This window comes from Microcella sp., from assembly GCF_040286215.1.
Lineage (GTDB): Bacteria > Actinomycetota > Actinomycetes > Actinomycetales > Microbacteriaceae > Microcella.
On the sequence record NZ_JAVKCK010000013.1, the window covers coordinates 185,944 to 201,487 of the forward strand.

A 15,544-nucleotide genomic window follows, 5' to 3' on the forward strand; every position below is an offset into this window, starting at 1 on the left:
GAATCATGCCAAACGGGGCGAGCGCGATGCTCCGGTCGAGAGCTGGTCGATCAGACGCGACCGGTTCGTTGGGCGTAGGCGTAGCTGTTCACGAACGCCTCACGAACGCGTGCCTTGTCGCCGCTCCGCAACGCGTCGATCAGCCAGGCGTAGATGTCGCCCGCAGGTTCGCCCAGTCCATCCGTTGAGCCGATGGCGTGCGTCTCATAGTCGTAGTTGTAGAGGCCGAGCCGAGGCGGAAAGCCTGCGTTCCACTCGAAGTCGTCCACGAGCGACCAGTAGAGGTATCCCTTGATCGGCACGCCCTCGGCGATGCAGCGGATCATCTCCATGAAATAGGTCTTGAGGTACCGCTCGCGGCTCCACCCGTCTGGACGAGGTTCCGCTGCCTCACCGGGAACTTGCTTGTAGGCGATGCTGTTCTCGCCCATGAAGATCGGCAGGTCGGTGTTTCCATCGTTGTATGCGTGAATCATCGTTCGGTAGATGTCTCCGTCGACGGCGAACTCCCACCACTTCGGCGAGCGATCACTGTCACCACGGCTGCGTTCCACCCCAAAGGGCTCGTAGACGTTCGCTGAGATGTAGTCGATCTTCTCGGCCCGTGAAGATCCGTAGATGGCGTCCAGTGTCTTAGTGAATGCCATGGGCTGAACGCTCGCCGACGCCCACGACAGGAACCCTTCCCGATAATCGAGTTGCTCGTCGGTGAGCTGACGCCGGGCCAGCCCTCCAAGCTGTGTGTCCCAGTCACGCTTCTTCTGCGCCAAGAACGACTCTGCGTCCTCGCGCTTGACGGACCACGAGCGCAGCCGAGCGATGTCCAACATGAGGCGGTCGAACTCGTAGGGGCTCTGGGTCGCCGTACCGAAGCCGACGAGCGGATTCGCCCAGCCTCGATCCTCGTACAGGTCCTTGATGCCGTCATAGACACGCATGTGGGCGGACAAGATGTTGTCGTACACGATCGGGTAGTTCTTGAACGATTCCTCGCGATCCTTCACGGGCACATGCGCACCGAAGTACAGCAAGGGAATCAAGTTCAGCTCGTTGAAAGTGATCATGTGACCGATGGGTTCGCCGCCGAGCGCGACAAGTCTGCTCGACAGCTTCTCAACGACGGACACCTCATACTCGACCATCGGATCAGGTGCGTTCTCGTCGGTCCAGAAAATCGGGCCGAGCCAGGCCGGATGGGTGAAGTGATGCAGGGTAATGATGGGCTCCATGCCTGCCCGCTGCACCTGGAGAATGATGTCGGCGTATCGGTCGAGCGCGTCCTCGTCCCACGCTGGGGCAGGACCAGCAGCCAAGTCGCGGGTCGGTTGGACACGAGCCCACTCGATACCCGTGCGAAACGCCGTCAGACCAAGGCTCTGCGCCAAGTCGATGTGAGCTTGGTAGTCGGTCCAATAGCGCGTGCCTTCCCCCGAGACCGGGAAATCTCCGCTCTGTTCCAAGAATCCGTATGAATTCTTCGGCCCGTCCGGAGTGTTCAATCCCCCCTCTGCCAAGTAGGGGGCATTGGCAACGCCAAAAAAGAAACGGTCACGACCGAAGTGCGAGAAGTCGAGATCAAGGAAGAGCTTCATTGCTTGGACCTTTCAGGGCATCCCGGTACAGACGAGGGCCTCGTCGCTAGTTGATTCTGTCGACGGCATGAAACGAGGATCTCGGGCGCAGTCGCGCTAATCTTGAACCGGTTCATGTCTGGTGCTACTATTGCGCAATTCGCGATGCGCGTCAAGCAATCGCACGTGGTAACCCGAGGACGAATCTGACGCGAACGCCACTCAGGCAATGAGCACAACGTGAGTTCACGGCAACGAAGACACGCGACGCGATCGGCGAGTACGCGATGGAAGCCCGTGTCACTAGAAGAGGAGTCGATGATCGTGAGCTCCAACCCCTCAGAGGTAGGCAAGGATGAGGCATCGATTCCTTACCGCGGGCCGGCGCTCTTCGGAGTACCGGAGGACCTTGTGGTCGCGAATGCGCTCAGCCTGGACGACGATGATCGGCTGTGGGTACCTCAGTCCAAAGACGTCAGCTTCAAGCCGTTGGCACTCTCGGTAAGTCAGGGTTACTTCGTCAACGTGTTGAGAGTCCGTCGAAGCGGAATTCTTTCTCGTCACCGCCACACAGGTCCCGTGCACGCCACGGTGATCAAGGGACGCTGGCATTATCTTGAACACGACTGGTGGGCCGACGAGGGAAGCTACGCCTATGAACCCCCCGGCGACATTCACACCCTGGAAATTCCTGATGACGTCGATGAGATGGCCACCCTTTTTCACGTAACCGGCGCCTACGTCTACGTTGACGCGGACGGCACCCCAACCGGCGTGGAAGACGTCTTCTCCAAGATCGCCAAAGCTCGAGCGCACTATGACCGCGTCGGCTTGGGAAGCAGCTTCGTCGAACAGTTCATCAGGTGAGCCGATGAGACGAGCGATCGTGACGGGCGGCGCAAGCGGTCTCGGCGCGGCCTGTGCGAGTCGGTTGCGGGCCGACGGCGTCGATGTCATCACGTTCGACCTTGCTGCGACCGCCGACCTTCGCGTAGATGTGACGGACGTTGCCGCTGTCGAACAAGCTGTCGCCGGCGTTGGCCCGGTCGACATCTTGATCAACAGTGCGGGGGTAGTAGGGCCGAATCTTCCGCTCTGGGAAGGATCCCTCGACGAATGGAAGCGCACATTCGACGTCAACGTCTTCGGGCTCGTCGCGGTGACGCGCGCGGTCGTTCCCGGGATGATCAAACTTGGCTGGGGACGCATCGTGAATATCGCCTCCGTCGCTGGGAAGGAAGGCAACCCTAGTCTGTCCTCCTATTCAGCTTCCAAAGCCGCGGTCATCGGCCTCACCAAATCGCTCGGCAAGGAACTCGTCGCCACCGGCGTCATCGTGAACGCCGTCGCACCAGCGATTATCGAGACGCCATTCAACGCCACCACCGCGCCCGCGGTACTCGAGCACATGACCTCGCTCGTGCCCATGAAGCGTCTCGGACAACCGGCAGAAGTCGCAGCCCTTGTCAGCTGGCTATCGTCCGGGGAAGTCAGCTTCTCCACTGGAGCGGTCTACGACATCAGCGGTGGACGCGCCACCTATTGAGTGGGGGAAACCCGCGTCAGTGCCCACGCGACTGTCGTGTGCGGCGATGCTTCTTGCGCACCACCGCGAGTTCTCGGGAAAGGGGCAGGCGGATGGGACTCTCCCCTGAGTCCTCGACGAAGAGGTGCCAAGCCATATGGAGATTGAGCCCGGACGTTAAGCCATAACGCTCCGGAGCCACAATAACCTCAGGATTCGCAAGGCAGCGTGAGAATCAGAATCCAGGCGTGCGCAAAACCGGCGAAAGCAGTGTGGAGTCTGAGACGATCAGCGAACGAGGTGAGAGGTTTCCCGAGGCAGGAACGTCAGGACATTCCACGTGCCGGCGACGAGTATCGGTGATTCGCTCGACGTCACTCCAAGGTCTTTCGTCGTGGGCGTGACGCTCATCGGGGCTTCTTGGCTGTTGGTGGTGCTCCAGGCGGCAACGCCCCCGAATTCGATGTGTTCTGCCAGGGTGAAGCCGCCACCCGAAATGTTGACGGCAAGAACGACGTCGTCCGTTGCTGACCGGTTCACCGCGAGGACGACGATGGAGCCGTCCTCTTCGAGGGAGGCCAGCGTATCCACCAGCGCGACGTCTCCATGCCGGCGGGTCTCGTAGACAGGAGACGTCAGAGCGCAGCGCAGGACGGTCCCTCGCACCTTCTGAGACATCAGGGAGAAAGGGTAGAAGATCGTTTGGCGCCATGCCTCGCCGCGAGGCTCAGCTCTGATGGCGCCGATGACATTCACCAATTGGGCGAGGCACGCGACCGTGACGCGATCTGCATGACGAAGAATGCTCATTAATAGGCTTCCGACAACCACGCCTTCCAGCCCTGAATACTCGTCTTCGATCAGTCTCGGGCCGACTGCCCAATCGCGGCTGGCATGCGCGTTGGATCTGGACTGGTTCCAGACATTCCACTCGTCGAAAGAAAGCTGAAGCTTCCGTGTTCTCTTGAGTTTCGCCGCGACGTGATCCGCTGACGCAATGACGCCTTCGATGAACTTGTCCATGGTGACAGAGGACGCCAGGAATTCTTCAGGGGAGTCGGTTCCCTGCTCGAAGTATGCATGCAAGGAAATGAAGTCGACATCATCGTACGTGTGGGTAAGTACCTCTGCCTCCCAGGCGCCAAAGGTCGCCATTCGCTCGTTGGAGCTTCCGCACGCAACCAGTTGCAAGTCTGGCTGCAGCCGGCGCATCGCCTTTGCGGTTTGGGAGGCCAAGACTCCGTACTCTTGCGCGGATTTGAGGCCGACTTGCCATGGGCCATCGAGTTCATTGCCCAAGCACCATAGTCTGACGCCAAAGGGCTCTGCTGAGCCGTTCGTCTTTCTGAGATCACTCAGAGAGGTTCCGGCTTCGTGGTTCGTGTACTCGAGTAGGTCGCAGGCTTCCTGGAGCCCACGGGTTCCCAGATTCACCGCCATCATCGGCTCGACCGCCGCGAGTCTCGCCCAGGTCATGAACTCGTGTAGCCCGAAACTGTTCGGCTCGACGCTCCGCCAGGCGAGATCCAGCCGAGTGGGACGCTCGTCAACAGGCCCGACCCCATCCTCCCAGCGGTATCCGGAGACGAAATTGCCTCCCGGGTAGCGCACGACCGTGACCCCCAACTCTCGCGTGAGTGCCAAGACGTCAGTGCGAAATCCGTGTGTGTCCGCAAGGTCGTGATCTGGCTCGTAGATGCCTCCGTATACACACCGGCCCATGTGCTCGACGAATGATCCGTACAGCCGCGGGTCGACGGTTCCGACGACGAAGTCTCGGTGGAGACTGAGGGCAGCGTTCTTCACCTGGCTTCCTCGTCTCTCCTGGCGCGAGAATCGCGCCAGGGCTGGCGAACGGACCGTGGGAATCGCCTCGTCGTGCGTCCCTCAGTGTGCATGGCTCTCTCCACTCCAGACGGCCAACGACCGAACGAAGACGTCTTGGATCGTCTGGCTATCGCCCGACCGAAGTGCCGCGACCAACTGCCGATATGTGTCGCCTGCGTCTTCTCCCAGTCCGTCCGTGGGCATGATCGTGTGCGTCCGGTAGTCATAGTTGTAGAGACCGAGCCTCGGGGTGAAACCCGCGTGCCACTCGAAGTCATCGACCAGTGACCAGTAGAGGTAGCCCCTAATGGGAACCCCCTGCGCCATGCACTTGATCATCTCCATGAGATACGTCTTGAGGTAACGTTCGCGCGTCCACCCATCAGGACGAGGCACCGCAGGCTCGTTTGGCGCCTGTTCGTAAGCGATGCTGTTCTCGCCCATGTACATGGGAAGCCCGTCATTTCCATCGTTGTAAGCGTGGATCATCGTGGAATAGATGTCTCCGTCGACCGTCAATTCCCACCATGGCACTCCTAGAGAAACGTCACCGTAGAGCCTCGCGATTTCGAACGGCTCATAGATGTTGGCTGAAATAAAGTCGATCTTCGAGTCGCGCGAAGACGCGTAGATCGAGTCCAGCGTGCGAGTCAAGTCGGAGACCTCAATGGATAGTGCAGCGTCATTCGCCAGAGCGAAGTACGAGTCTGATTGCGCGTCGTCGAGATGGCGCCGCGCGAGACTGTCTAGTCGTCTGCGCCATTGCTCCTTGCGGACCTTGAGGAAGTCTGAAGCGGCCTGGCGTTCAACGCCTTCCGTCCGTAACCGGACGATGTCGAGCATCATCTTGTCGTGCTCGTAAGAGCTTTGGCTGGCAGTGCCGAATCCGATTCGAGGCTCTACCCAGCCTTCGACCTCATACAGCGCCTTGATCGCGTCATAGCAGAGCACATGGGCGGTCAGAATGTTGTCAGCGGCGAGAGCAAACAAGTTCTTTGCGATCGCACCGGCCTTTTCATTGATCCTGTCTTCGCGGTAGTAGCGAAGCGAGATGAGATTGAGTTCGTTGACGGTGACGAAGTGACCGATCGGAGCGTGTCCAGTTGAGGCAAGACGGCGTCCGAGTTGACCGGCTACCTCCGCCTGGTACCCAGACAGTGCGCTCGAGGATTCTTCACGAGTCCACAGTGTATCGCCAAGCCAAGCCGGGTTCGCAAAGTGGTGGAGGGTAACGATGGGTTCCATTCCGTGATCGATCACGCAACGAAGAATGTCGGCATAGTGATCCAGGGCGCTCTCATCCCACGCTGGGGCTTCACCAGGAGCGAGCACCAAGGTTGGCTGTACTCGAGCCCAGTCGACTCCGGTTCGAAAAGCGGTCATTCCGATGTTGGCGGCGAGTTCGATGTGCTCGCGATAGTTCTCCCAAAAGCGAGTTGTCTCACCGGAGACTGGCACTCGTCCGTCGGCTTCACGGTATCCGTAGTTGTTCTTGGGGCCGTGCTCGGTGTTGTACCCGCCTTCGCAGAGATACGGCGCATTGGCGACCCCGAAGAAGAACTCTTCAGGAGCGAATCGACGCCCGAAGTCCAGGTCTAGGAACAAGTTCATGGCGGTGTACTTTCTCCGTAGGTCAGCCTTGACGCTTGCTGCGGTAGAACAGGGATGGGATTCCCGCAGTCGATTGAACTGGTTCTTGCGGCGGCCTGAGGGGATCGGTGTGAGAGGCGGAGGAGGCGATTCGTGTGCGAACCCGAGGTCGCCTCTAGGTACCTCACATCGGAGGTGTCGGAACGGTATTGACAAAGGCCTCGCGAATACGCTGCTTGTCTCCCGACCGGAGCGCCGCGATCAGGTACTGATATATGTATCCAGAGTTTTCTCCCAGGCCGTCGGTTTCGCGGATCTTCTTCGACGGATAGTCGTAGTTGTGGAGACCCAGTCGGGGTGTGAACCCCGCGTCCCATTCGAAGTCGTCGACCAGCGACCAGTACAAGTACCCCTTGATGGGGACTCCCTCGGCAATGCAACGAACCATCTCCATGAAGTACGTCTTGAAATAGCGCTCGCGCGTCCAGCCATCCGGTCTCGAAACAGCCTCCCCGTCGAACGGTTGCTCATAGGCGAGACTGTTCTCCCCCATGTACATCGGCAACGTTGTGTTTCCGTGGTTGTAGGCGTGAATCATCGAGTAATAGATGTCACCGTCGGCGGCGAACTCCCACCACCGTGGCGATTGGCTCGCGACGCCGGCGGCCCTACCATTGCGAAACGGCTCGTAGATGTTTGCCGAGATGAAGTCGAGTTTTTCCGCTGTCTTGGACTGGTACAGCGCTTCTAGTGTTCGTTCAAAGCGAGAGCCATCGATGTGCTCTTGCGCCGACCGTACGTCGGCCAACCAGAATTCCATCTGACTGTCGGTCAGCTGCCGACGCGCCAGGGCGGTGAGGGCGTCTAGCCAAGCCTGGCGTTGCTCAGCGAGGTGCGCGGCCACATCTGCCCGTGCCACCCCCGCCGACCGCAACCGAACTACGTCGAGCATTAGCTTGTCGAACTCGTAGGGGCTCTGGGTCGCGGTGCCGAACCCGATCTGCGGTCGTTGCCATCCGCGAGACTCGTACAGGGCGAGAATCGCGTCGTACACCTGCACATGGGCGCACAGCACGTTGTCGAACACCGCAGGAAACTTGTGTATGGGGGTGTTGGCGGTCGAGTCGATACGCAGCGACCCAACGATGACCTTCCAGGGCAAGAGATTCAACTCGTTGAACGTGATGAGGTTGGAGAGCGGCGTGCCGCCCTTCTCAACGATCTTCGTGTTGAGCTCTTCGACGATCCGAAGCTCGAACGCCAGTGCTCGCTCGGGGCTATCGTCCTGGTCCCAAAACACGGGCCCCAACCACGCCGGGTGCGTGAAGTGGTGGAGAGTCACGATCGGCACCATGCCGGCTTCTTGGACTCGGTGCAACATTGCGGCGTAGGTCTCTACCGCCTCCGGGTCCCACGATGGCTCTGGTCCTTCACGGAGTTCGGTGGTGGGTTGAATCCGAGCCCACTCCACGCCCGTTCGGAAGGCGGTCAATCCATGCGACCTCGCGAGGTCGATGTGCTCCTGGTACGTCGTCCAGTAGGACGTCGTCTCCCCCGAGGGAGGAACCAACCCCGACTCTTCGAAGTACCCCATGCTGTTCTGAGGTCCTCCAGGGGTATTGAAGCCCCCTTCACACAAGTAGGGCGCATTGGCGACGCCAAAGAAGAATTCCGACTCAGCGAAAGCCTTGCGAAAGTCGAGATCAAGGTAGAGATTCACATTAGCTCCGTTGAGTTCAAGATTCTGGGTTCACTGTTCGCCAGGCGCGTTGGCCAGCGCCCTTGCTACTTGATCGCGCCCGCGGTGAGTCCGCGCACGAACTTGTCCTGGAAGAACATGTAGATCACCAAGGGCACAGCGAGCGCCATGGTGAGAGCTGCCGTCTGAGTACCCCAATCAACCCGGTATCTCCCCTGGAATTGTTGCAATCCCAACGGGATCGTGGAGAGCGAGGGATCCTGCAGAAGAATCAACGGATAGATGAAGTCGTTCCAGATCCATACGAAGTAGAAGATCGCGACGGTAGCGAGAGCAGGGCGAGCGAGCGGAAGCGCGACCAGCCAAAAGGTGCGCCAGATACCCGCACCGTCGATTTCGGCGGCCTCGAGAATCTCGCGCGGTATCCCGCGGAAGAAGGTCGTGAGGATGAAGATCGCCACGGGCGCCCAACTCAGATAGACAAGAATCAGCCCGACGAAGTTGTTGATGAGCCCCAACCTCAGCACCACTTGGAAGACAGTGATCAGAATCGCCTGAGGAGGCACCATGACGCCGATGAGGAGGAGATAGAACAGCACCCGATTTCCGCGGAACCTGAGACGCGCGAACGCGTATCCCGCGGTAGCGGAGAAGAGAACGATGAGGGACACCGCGGGAATAGTCACCACTGCGCTGTTGAACAGGTTCAAGGCGAAGTTGCCGGTGATCAGCGCCCGAGCGTAGTTATCCAGAGAAGGCGCGGTCGGCAGCCCGAGGGGATCGCTGAAGATCTCCGCGGTCGGCCTCAGGGACGACGAGATCATCCACACCACCGGATACGCCACGGCAACCAGGGCGACCGCAAAGACCAGGTAGATCAAGACGTTGGTGAGAACGCGGCCCACGCGATAGCCGATCATCGGGCGACCTTCTTCTTCTGGGGCTTGGCCTCGTCGGGGAGCAGTCTGAATCGTACGATCGTCAAGATGAAGGTGATGATGAGGAGGACCAGCGCGATAGACGAACCGAAGCCAACAGCGTTGAACTGGAAGCCCTGTGAGTAGGAGTACGTCGCGAGTACCTCGCTGGCGTTCTGGGGGCCGCCGAGAGTCATGATGAAGACGACGTCGAAGAGCTTGAGCCCGTCAATGCCGACCAGAGTTGCCACCAGCAGAGTCACCGGACGCAACTGGGGAAACGTAATGTTCCAAAAGATCTGCCACCCGTTTGCCCCGTCTATCTTGGCCGCTTCGTCCAGCGTCTCGTCGAGTGCCTTGAGGCCGGCGACGAACAGAAACATGGCAAAGCCGAAGGTTCGCCAGACCTGGATCCCGATAATCGTGTAGAGAACGGTCGAGGGATCACCCAAGAGTGCGGTTTCGAAGTCGATTCCAAACAGGGCGAAGAAAGGTGGGAGGACTCCGAACACGGGGCTCAGCAGGAAGGTGAACACGATCGCGATGACGACGCCGGAGATGACGGTCGGCATGAAGAACAGGCCCCGGAAGAAGTTGGATCCGGGCAGAGCGCGCTCAAGGAGCACTGCGAGGAACAGCCCCAGACCTACGCTCAGCACCGTCCCCAACACGATCACTACCAGGTTGTTCCCCAGCGCGGTGTAGAAGACGGGATCTTGGAAGAGACGCTCATAGTTGTCGAGTCCCACGAAGGTAAGCGTCTCCAGCGAGATGCCGGTCCACTCGTACAAGCTGAGGATCGCCGTCAGAACCATGGGCAACGCCATGAACAGCACAAAGGCCAGGAGCGTCGGCAAGATGAAGAGATACGCGGTCATCGACTCGCGCAGTCGCGCGCGCTGCTGGCCGGTCTTGCGAGCCGTTCCATCGTGGGACGAATCGATGGCGTTTTCCTGGCTGGCGATAGATGACGTCACGGTGTGCCGACCTTCATGTCAGATTCGACGAGGAGTCGAACGGTGATGGCTGTTGTCGAGCCGACCCCCGCTCCGTTCCATCAGGAACGGAGCGGGGATCGAGACCGCTATGACCCTAGACAGTCACGCGATACGGGAACTCCTAGCCGCAGCTCTCGACGAGCGCCAGGGTCGGCGTCGTCGCGTCCGCTGCTGCCTGAACCGACTCCATCCACGACTGAGCGGTTGCTTGGCCGGTCAGCACGGCGACGGAGCCGTTCCAGATGGCGTCTTCACCGACTTCCTTGGGAAGGACGTGCTCCAGGAACGGGATCGACCCGGTGCTCGTGTCGAGCGACTGGCTGACGACCTGTGCCATCAACGGAAGGACGCCGTCGTTCGCGCCGAGCACTGTGCTCACGCTGCCGATGCCGACGTTGCGTTCCTGCTGCGGTACGTCGTACAGCCAGCTGATGAAGGTCAGTGCTGCTGCCTCTTTCTCCGGCGTGTCGGCGCTCTTGGAGATTGCGTGTCCACCCACGGAAATCAGCAGATCGTTCGGGTTTTCACTTCCCGCCGTTCCCGGGAAGCGAGCGACCCCGAAGTCGTCCGCGTTCGGAAGCTCGGTCAGCTGGGGGATCAACCATGAGCCCGTCGCGAAGAAGGGCGCGATTCCCGCCGAGAATGCCGCCTGAGCGGTGTTCCAGTCGTCGCTTGCCTCGCCGGCGGTGAAGTAGCCAGCTTCGCTCAAGTCGACGTACAGCTGGGCGGCAGCGACGACCTCGGGGTCGGTCCACTGGTAGCCGCAGTTGCCAGCGACAAGCTGGAGGGCCTGCTCCGCGCCGACTTCCTTCGCAAGGAACTGGTAGAACCATTGTGAGCCGGGCCATCCTTCGCTGTTGCCATACGCGATGGGGTCGATCCCGTCCGCTTCCAAGACCGCGAAAGCGTCCAGGTACTCCTGCCACGTCGTGAACGTTGAGGGGTCGATACCGTACGGCTCAAGAATCGCCTTGTTGTAGAAGATCGTGTCTGTCGTGACCAGGCCTCCGGGCACGCCGTACACGCGGCCGTCATACGTGACGTTGCCGGCTGTGCCTTCGACAAAGCGATCGCCGTTGCCCGGCTGCTCGAACCAGTCGGTGATGTCGAGAACACCATCTCCGTTGGTGACGAACTGGAAGAGGTTGTTGTTGCCCTCGTGAACGAAGATCTCTGGCGGGTCACCGGCCGTGAACGCGTTGCGCATCACGGTGAAGAAGGACGCATTCGAGATGCTCCTGAGGTTGACCTGAATGTCGGGGTGCTCGGCATTGAAGTCGGCGACCAGAGCCTGATCGAGTTCGAGAGGCGGGCCCGAGTCGTTCTGGGTCCAGTAGTCGAGTTCGACTACGCCCCCAGCCGCCTCTTCTCCGGTAGCGCAAGCGCCCAATGCGGCGACAAGCCCCAGTGATAGTGCAAGTGCTGTGACGCGACGACGGTGCATGTGTGACTCCAAACCTCGTTGTCATGGAACCTGAACCGGTTCATTCCCCGGTGAAACTCACGGTAGCTTAAGTCCCGGACGAGTGCAATGGTCATCAGCGCATCTCTGAACTGACACTTGAGAAGCGCGCCCGACGCGCCGCTTCGTCCCCTACGACCATCCGTCCTCCAGTGGGACACGCCATGCCCGAAGAGAAGGGAAACCGCCGTAGCGAGCCAGAGACCCGAGCCGGACAATATGCTGACGTCGGAGCACGCGGCGTTCGGTCGCTCATCACCGGCGAGACTAGGCGGACACCGTGCAACCGGAATCCCCACGGGCATCCCGCGAAAGGCGAAGCGCACGATGACGAGAGTGTCGAATCCATCGTCGGTCACACCTGCCCCGGGCTTGCGCGATGTTGCAGCTCTGGCCGGCGTATCGATGGGAACAGTGTCGAATGTTCTCAATCGTCCCGAGCGAGTTCGGCCGGAGAACAGACGTCGCGTCGAGGAGGCGATTCGAGAGCTCAACTTTGTGGGGTCCAAGACTGCGATCCAGTTTCGCAGCGGCAAGAGTGACCTGGTCGGCGTCGTCGTCCCCGATGTCGGGAACCCCTTCTGGGGCGACGTCCTGAGGGGCATTGAGAGCGTGACCGATGAGAAGTCACCCGAGCATTCGCTCCTCGTGGTGTCTTCCCGTCAGGACAGCTACCGCGAGAAGCGTGCTATCACCTCGTTGCTGGAGCGGGGGGTCGACGGACTCATTCTCGCGCCCGTGGGAAACGACTACACAGACTTGGACAACTTCACTGCTCGCGGCAAACGTATCGTGACGATCGATCGGCAGCTGGACGCTCACTCGATCGCGTCCGTCGTCGGTAACGACGTGCTAGGCGGTTCCATAGCGGCAACCCACTTGATGGACCGCGGCCACCGACGGATCGTATTCGTGAACGGCCCGCAGACGGTCGCCTGGAGTAGAGATCGATGGGACGGGGCAGTCGCCGCCGTCGAGAAGGCCGGTCGTGGACATCAGACCGAACTCACCTCGATTGAAGTGCCCGATCTGACGGCAGTCAACGGTGAAGCAGCAGTTCCGGAGGTCCTGAAGCGCCTGCCTCGCGGGGGCGCCGTCTTGTGCGCGAATGACCTGGTGGCCCTGGGCGTCTTGAACGGTCTTCTCAGCGCAGGATTCGACGTACCTCATGACTTCTCAGTGGTCGGTTACGACGACGTCGAGTTCGCCTCCCGCCTCTCCCCATCGCTCACCACCATCAAGCAATCCCCTTTCGACATGGGGGTCGTCGCAGCCCAGCTGTTGCTCGAGGATGCGGATGGTAAGCCTCGGAACGTGGTGTTCGAGCCCAGTCTTGTGGTGCGTGGGTCGAGTGCGCCTCCCTCCGGGTAGCGCGACGACAGACTGAGCCGTGCATCTGTCTCACGCCCTACCGACCAGGGAACCCGAGCTCACGACTGGGTCGGGCCGGCCTGACCGTAGACGTTCTGGTAGCGCGTGAACAAGGCGTCGATCGCCACCGGTTCGATCGGCGTCGGCGCACCAAGCTGCCGTGAAATGTGCACGGTACGGGCGACATCCTCCAACATCACGGCCGCCTTCACCGCATCTCGCGCGTCTCGACCGATCGTGAACGGACCATGATTGCGCATCAGCACGGCGCGCGATCGGTGGCCGGTAAGGGTACCCACGATGCCGCGTCCGATGGAATCGTCGCCGATGATCGCGAATGGTCCAACGGGAATCGCCCCGCCGAACTCGTCCGCCATGGCAGTCACCACGCAGGGGATCGGTTCGCCCCGAGCGGCCCACGCTGTCGCGTATGTCGAATGCGTGTGAACGACGCCGCCGACCTCAGGCATGTTGCGGTAAACGTAGGCGTGGGCGGCAGTGTCGCTGGACGGGCGACGCTCGCTGCCCGGGGTGCCTGGCACGACCTCACCGTCCAATGTACACACGATCATGGCTGATGAATCGAGCTCGTCATACGCAACTCCGCTCGGCTTGATCACGAATAGGTCAGCGCCCGGAACGCGCTCCGAGACATTGCCTGCGGTCCAGACAACGAGCCCGTAGCGCTCCAGTTCGGAGTGCAATGCAGCGACCTGGTCGCGCACGCGCGCGATCGCTACTTGTACTTGAGGGCTATAGCTCATGACGCCTCCACGCTCTTACGGACACGACCCAAGAAAGAGGACCTCCCGGAGGAAGAGCCGGGGGTGACGAGCGCCCCGGTCATGACCCCTCGCTGTGCGGTAGGGCGTCGATGGCTCGACGCTGAATCTCGAGACCGCTCTCGTATCGCGGGAGATACGAAGCGAAGCCCGCCGCGTCAACCGGGTCGGGCGCGACAACGTGGCTCTCGACGCGCGCGAAGACAGTCCTCTCGAGGTAGTCCGCCAAGTCGCAACCACCCGCAAGTGCGAACGACGCAAGAACAGCGATCCCCCACGCTCCTCCTTCTGAAGCGCTGTCCACCACGCCGACAGGTGCGCCCAACGCGGCGGCGAGCAGGGCCTGCGCCACTCCGGCTGTGCGGAAGAGACCTCCATGTGCCTGCATGCGGTCCACCGCCACGCCCTCGTCACGCAGAACGCGCATGCCCAGAGAGAGCACAGCGAAGACGCCATAGAGATGAGCCCGCATGACATTCGCGAGGGTGAGGTTGCTGTCGGGCATCCTGACGATCAATGGTCGACCCTCGGAGAGGCCAGCGATAGGCTCCCCTGCGACCTGATTGTAGGCAAGCAGGCCACCTGCGTCTGCGGCACCCTCGAGTGCCTCGATGAGGAGCAATCGGTAGGCATCGTCGGAACCGATCGGCGAGCCCGTCAGTTCTGCCCATCGGCGCAGCACGCTGACCCACTCCGCGAGTTCACTCGTGCCATTGTTGCAATGCACCATAGCCACCGGGTGCCCGCCGGGCGTAGCCACGATATCGAGCTCAGGGTGCGCGCGCTGCAGTGGCCGCTCCAGAACGACCATCGCGAAGATGCTGGTTCCTGCGCTCACGTTCCCTGAGCGCGGCGCCACGGCGTTCGTTGCCACCATTCCCGTACCCGCGTCGCCCTCGGGTGGACAGCACACCGCACCCGCACAGAGGACACCGGTGGTGTCGAGGAGCCGAGCTCCTTCGGCAGTCAGATGCCCCGCCTGCTGCCCGGCAGCAAGGATCGCTGGGAGCAAATCGCGCAGCGGGCGATCCAATTCTGAGTCGGCCGCGACAGCGTCGTAGCGCGCGAGAAGGTCGGCGTCGTAGTCCGTTCCCGCGCTGTTCATCGGAAACATGCCTGACGCGTCGCCGACACCGAGCACCTTCTCCCCGGTGAGCCGCCAGTGCACGTACCCGGCAAGAGTAGTCAGGTATCGAACCTGTGGCACATGGCTCTCGCGGTTCAGCACGGCCTGATGAAGGTGGGCAATTGACCACCGCAAGGGGATGCCCACCCCGAAGAGCTCGGTGAGCGCGGCCGAGGCTGGCGCTGTCGTGGTGTTGCGCCAGGTTCGGAAGGGCACCAGCAGCTCGCCGTTGTCGTCGAAGGGGAGGTAGCCGTGCATCATCGCTGATACGCCTATCGCGGCAATGCGGGTCGGCGTCACGCCGTACTGCTCACGCGAATCGTCGACAAGTGCTGAGTACGCCGACTGCACGCCGGCCCAGACCTCGTCGAGAGGGTAGGTCCACACACCATCAACGAGGTGGTTCTGCCACTCGTGAGATCCCGTTGCGAGCACGTCACTCGGGTTCTCGCCGACGAGGCATGCCTTGATTCGCGTGGAGCCAAACTCGATGCCGAGAACCGAACGACCCTCGGTGATGAGGGTGCGCGCGCCGTCGCGGGTGGTCATCGGCCCGTGCCGGTCTTCTGGGTGGAGGCGAGTGCGAAGTGGCTCGCTCGTGGGCCGGAGTTCGTGTCTGCTCTGTCAACCTGCAGCGGGGTACAACAGCAGCGTCTTCTCATGGCCGATGCCTTTC

At 61.0% G+C, this 15,544-nt stretch carries 12 protein-coding genes; 3 read left to right on the top strand and 9 right to left on the bottom strand.

Going from position 1 to position 15,544, the window contains the following annotated elements:
• Window positions 1-50: 50 nt before the first annotated feature.
• Window positions 51-1,592 carry a family 1 glycosylhydrolase gene (locus RJQ01_RS07105; RefSeq protein ID WP_350476033.1) on the bottom strand — a complete coding sequence of 514 codons (1,542 nt, stop codon included), beginning with the start codon at window positions 1,590-1,592 and terminating at the stop codon, window positions 51-53.
• 297 nt (window positions 1,593-1,889) lie between these two features.
• Here RJQ01_RS07105 and RJQ01_RS07110 point away from each other — a divergent pair, with 297 nt between their 5' ends.
• Together RJQ01_RS07110 and RJQ01_RS07115 are read left to right on the top strand one after the other, a co-directional pair.
• Window positions 1,890-2,438, top strand: coding sequence for a 2,4'-dihydroxyacetophenone dioxygenase family protein (locus RJQ01_RS07110; protein WP_350476034.1), 549 nt, complete (start codon window positions 1,890-1,892; stop codon window positions 2,436-2,438).
• Between the two features lie 19 nt (window positions 2,439-2,457).
• The gene (locus RJQ01_RS07115) at window positions 2,458-3,117 is read left to right on the top strand and encodes an SDR family NAD(P)-dependent oxidoreductase (RefSeq protein ID WP_350476035.1); all 660 of its coding nucleotides are present in this window, start codon (window positions 2,458-2,460) and stop codon (window positions 3,115-3,117) included.
• A gap of 267 nt (window positions 3,118-3,384) precedes the next feature.
• On the opposite strand, the gene arfA is transcribed toward RJQ01_RS07115, so the two are convergent.
• The 6 genes from arfA to RJQ01_RS07145 all read right to left on the bottom strand — a co-directional run bounded on the left by arfA (window position 3,385) and on the right by RJQ01_RS07145 (window position 11,571).
• A complete protein-coding gene (gene arfA, locus RJQ01_RS07120; RefSeq protein ID WP_350476036.1) occupies window positions 3,385-4,902 on the bottom strand; it encodes an arabinosylfuranosidase ArfA in 1,518 nt (505 codons plus the stop codon).
• Window positions 4,903-4,983: 81 nt separating this feature from the next.
• Complete coding sequence (locus tag RJQ01_RS07125) at window positions 4,984-6,534, bottom strand: family 1 glycosylhydrolase (protein WP_350476037.1); 1,551 nt, start codon at window positions 6,532-6,534, stop codon at window positions 4,984-4,986.
• Between the two features lie 163 nt (window positions 6,535-6,697).
• A complete protein-coding gene (locus RJQ01_RS07130) occupies window positions 6,698-8,233 on the bottom strand; it encodes a family 1 glycosylhydrolase (RefSeq protein ID WP_350476038.1) in 1,536 nt (511 codons plus the stop codon).
• 65 nt (window positions 8,234-8,298) lie between these two features.
• Window positions 8,299-9,132: a carbohydrate ABC transporter permease gene (locus RJQ01_RS07135; RefSeq protein ID WP_350476039.1), complete on the bottom strand. Its 834-nt coding sequence runs from the start codon at window positions 9,130-9,132 to the stop codon at window positions 8,299-8,301.
• A complete protein-coding gene (locus RJQ01_RS07140) occupies window positions 9,129-10,106 on the bottom strand; it encodes a carbohydrate ABC transporter permease (RefSeq protein WP_350476040.1) in 978 nt (325 codons plus the stop codon). The genes RJQ01_RS07135 and RJQ01_RS07140 overlap by 4 nt, the downstream gene beginning before the upstream one ends.
• A gap of 142 nt (window positions 10,107-10,248) precedes the next feature.
• The gene (locus RJQ01_RS07145; protein ID WP_350476041.1) at window positions 10,249-11,571 is read right to left on the bottom strand and encodes an ABC transporter substrate-binding protein; all 1,323 of its coding nucleotides are present in this window, start codon (window positions 11,569-11,571) and stop codon (window positions 10,249-10,251) included.
• A gap of 354 nt (window positions 11,572-11,925) precedes the next feature.
• Here RJQ01_RS07145 and RJQ01_RS07150 point away from each other — a divergent pair, with 354 nt between their 5' ends.
• Complete coding sequence (locus tag RJQ01_RS07150) at window positions 11,926-12,960, top strand: LacI family DNA-binding transcriptional regulator (RefSeq protein WP_350476042.1); 1,035 nt, start codon at window positions 11,926-11,928, stop codon at window positions 12,958-12,960.
• A gap of 59 nt (window positions 12,961-13,019) precedes the next feature.
• Here the strand turns inward: RJQ01_RS07150 and RJQ01_RS07155 are convergent, their stop codons facing one another.
• Window positions 13,020-13,724: an L-ribulose-5-phosphate 4-epimerase gene (locus RJQ01_RS07155; protein WP_350476043.1), complete on the bottom strand. Its 705-nt coding sequence runs from the start codon at window positions 13,722-13,724 to the stop codon at window positions 13,020-13,022.
• Between the two features lie 79 nt (window positions 13,725-13,803).
• Window positions 13,804-15,417 carry a xylulokinase gene (locus tag RJQ01_RS07160; protein WP_350476044.1) on the bottom strand — a complete coding sequence of 538 codons (1,614 nt, stop codon included), beginning with the start codon at window positions 15,415-15,417 and terminating at the stop codon, window positions 13,804-13,806.
• Window positions 15,418-15,544: the final 127 nt, after the last annotated feature.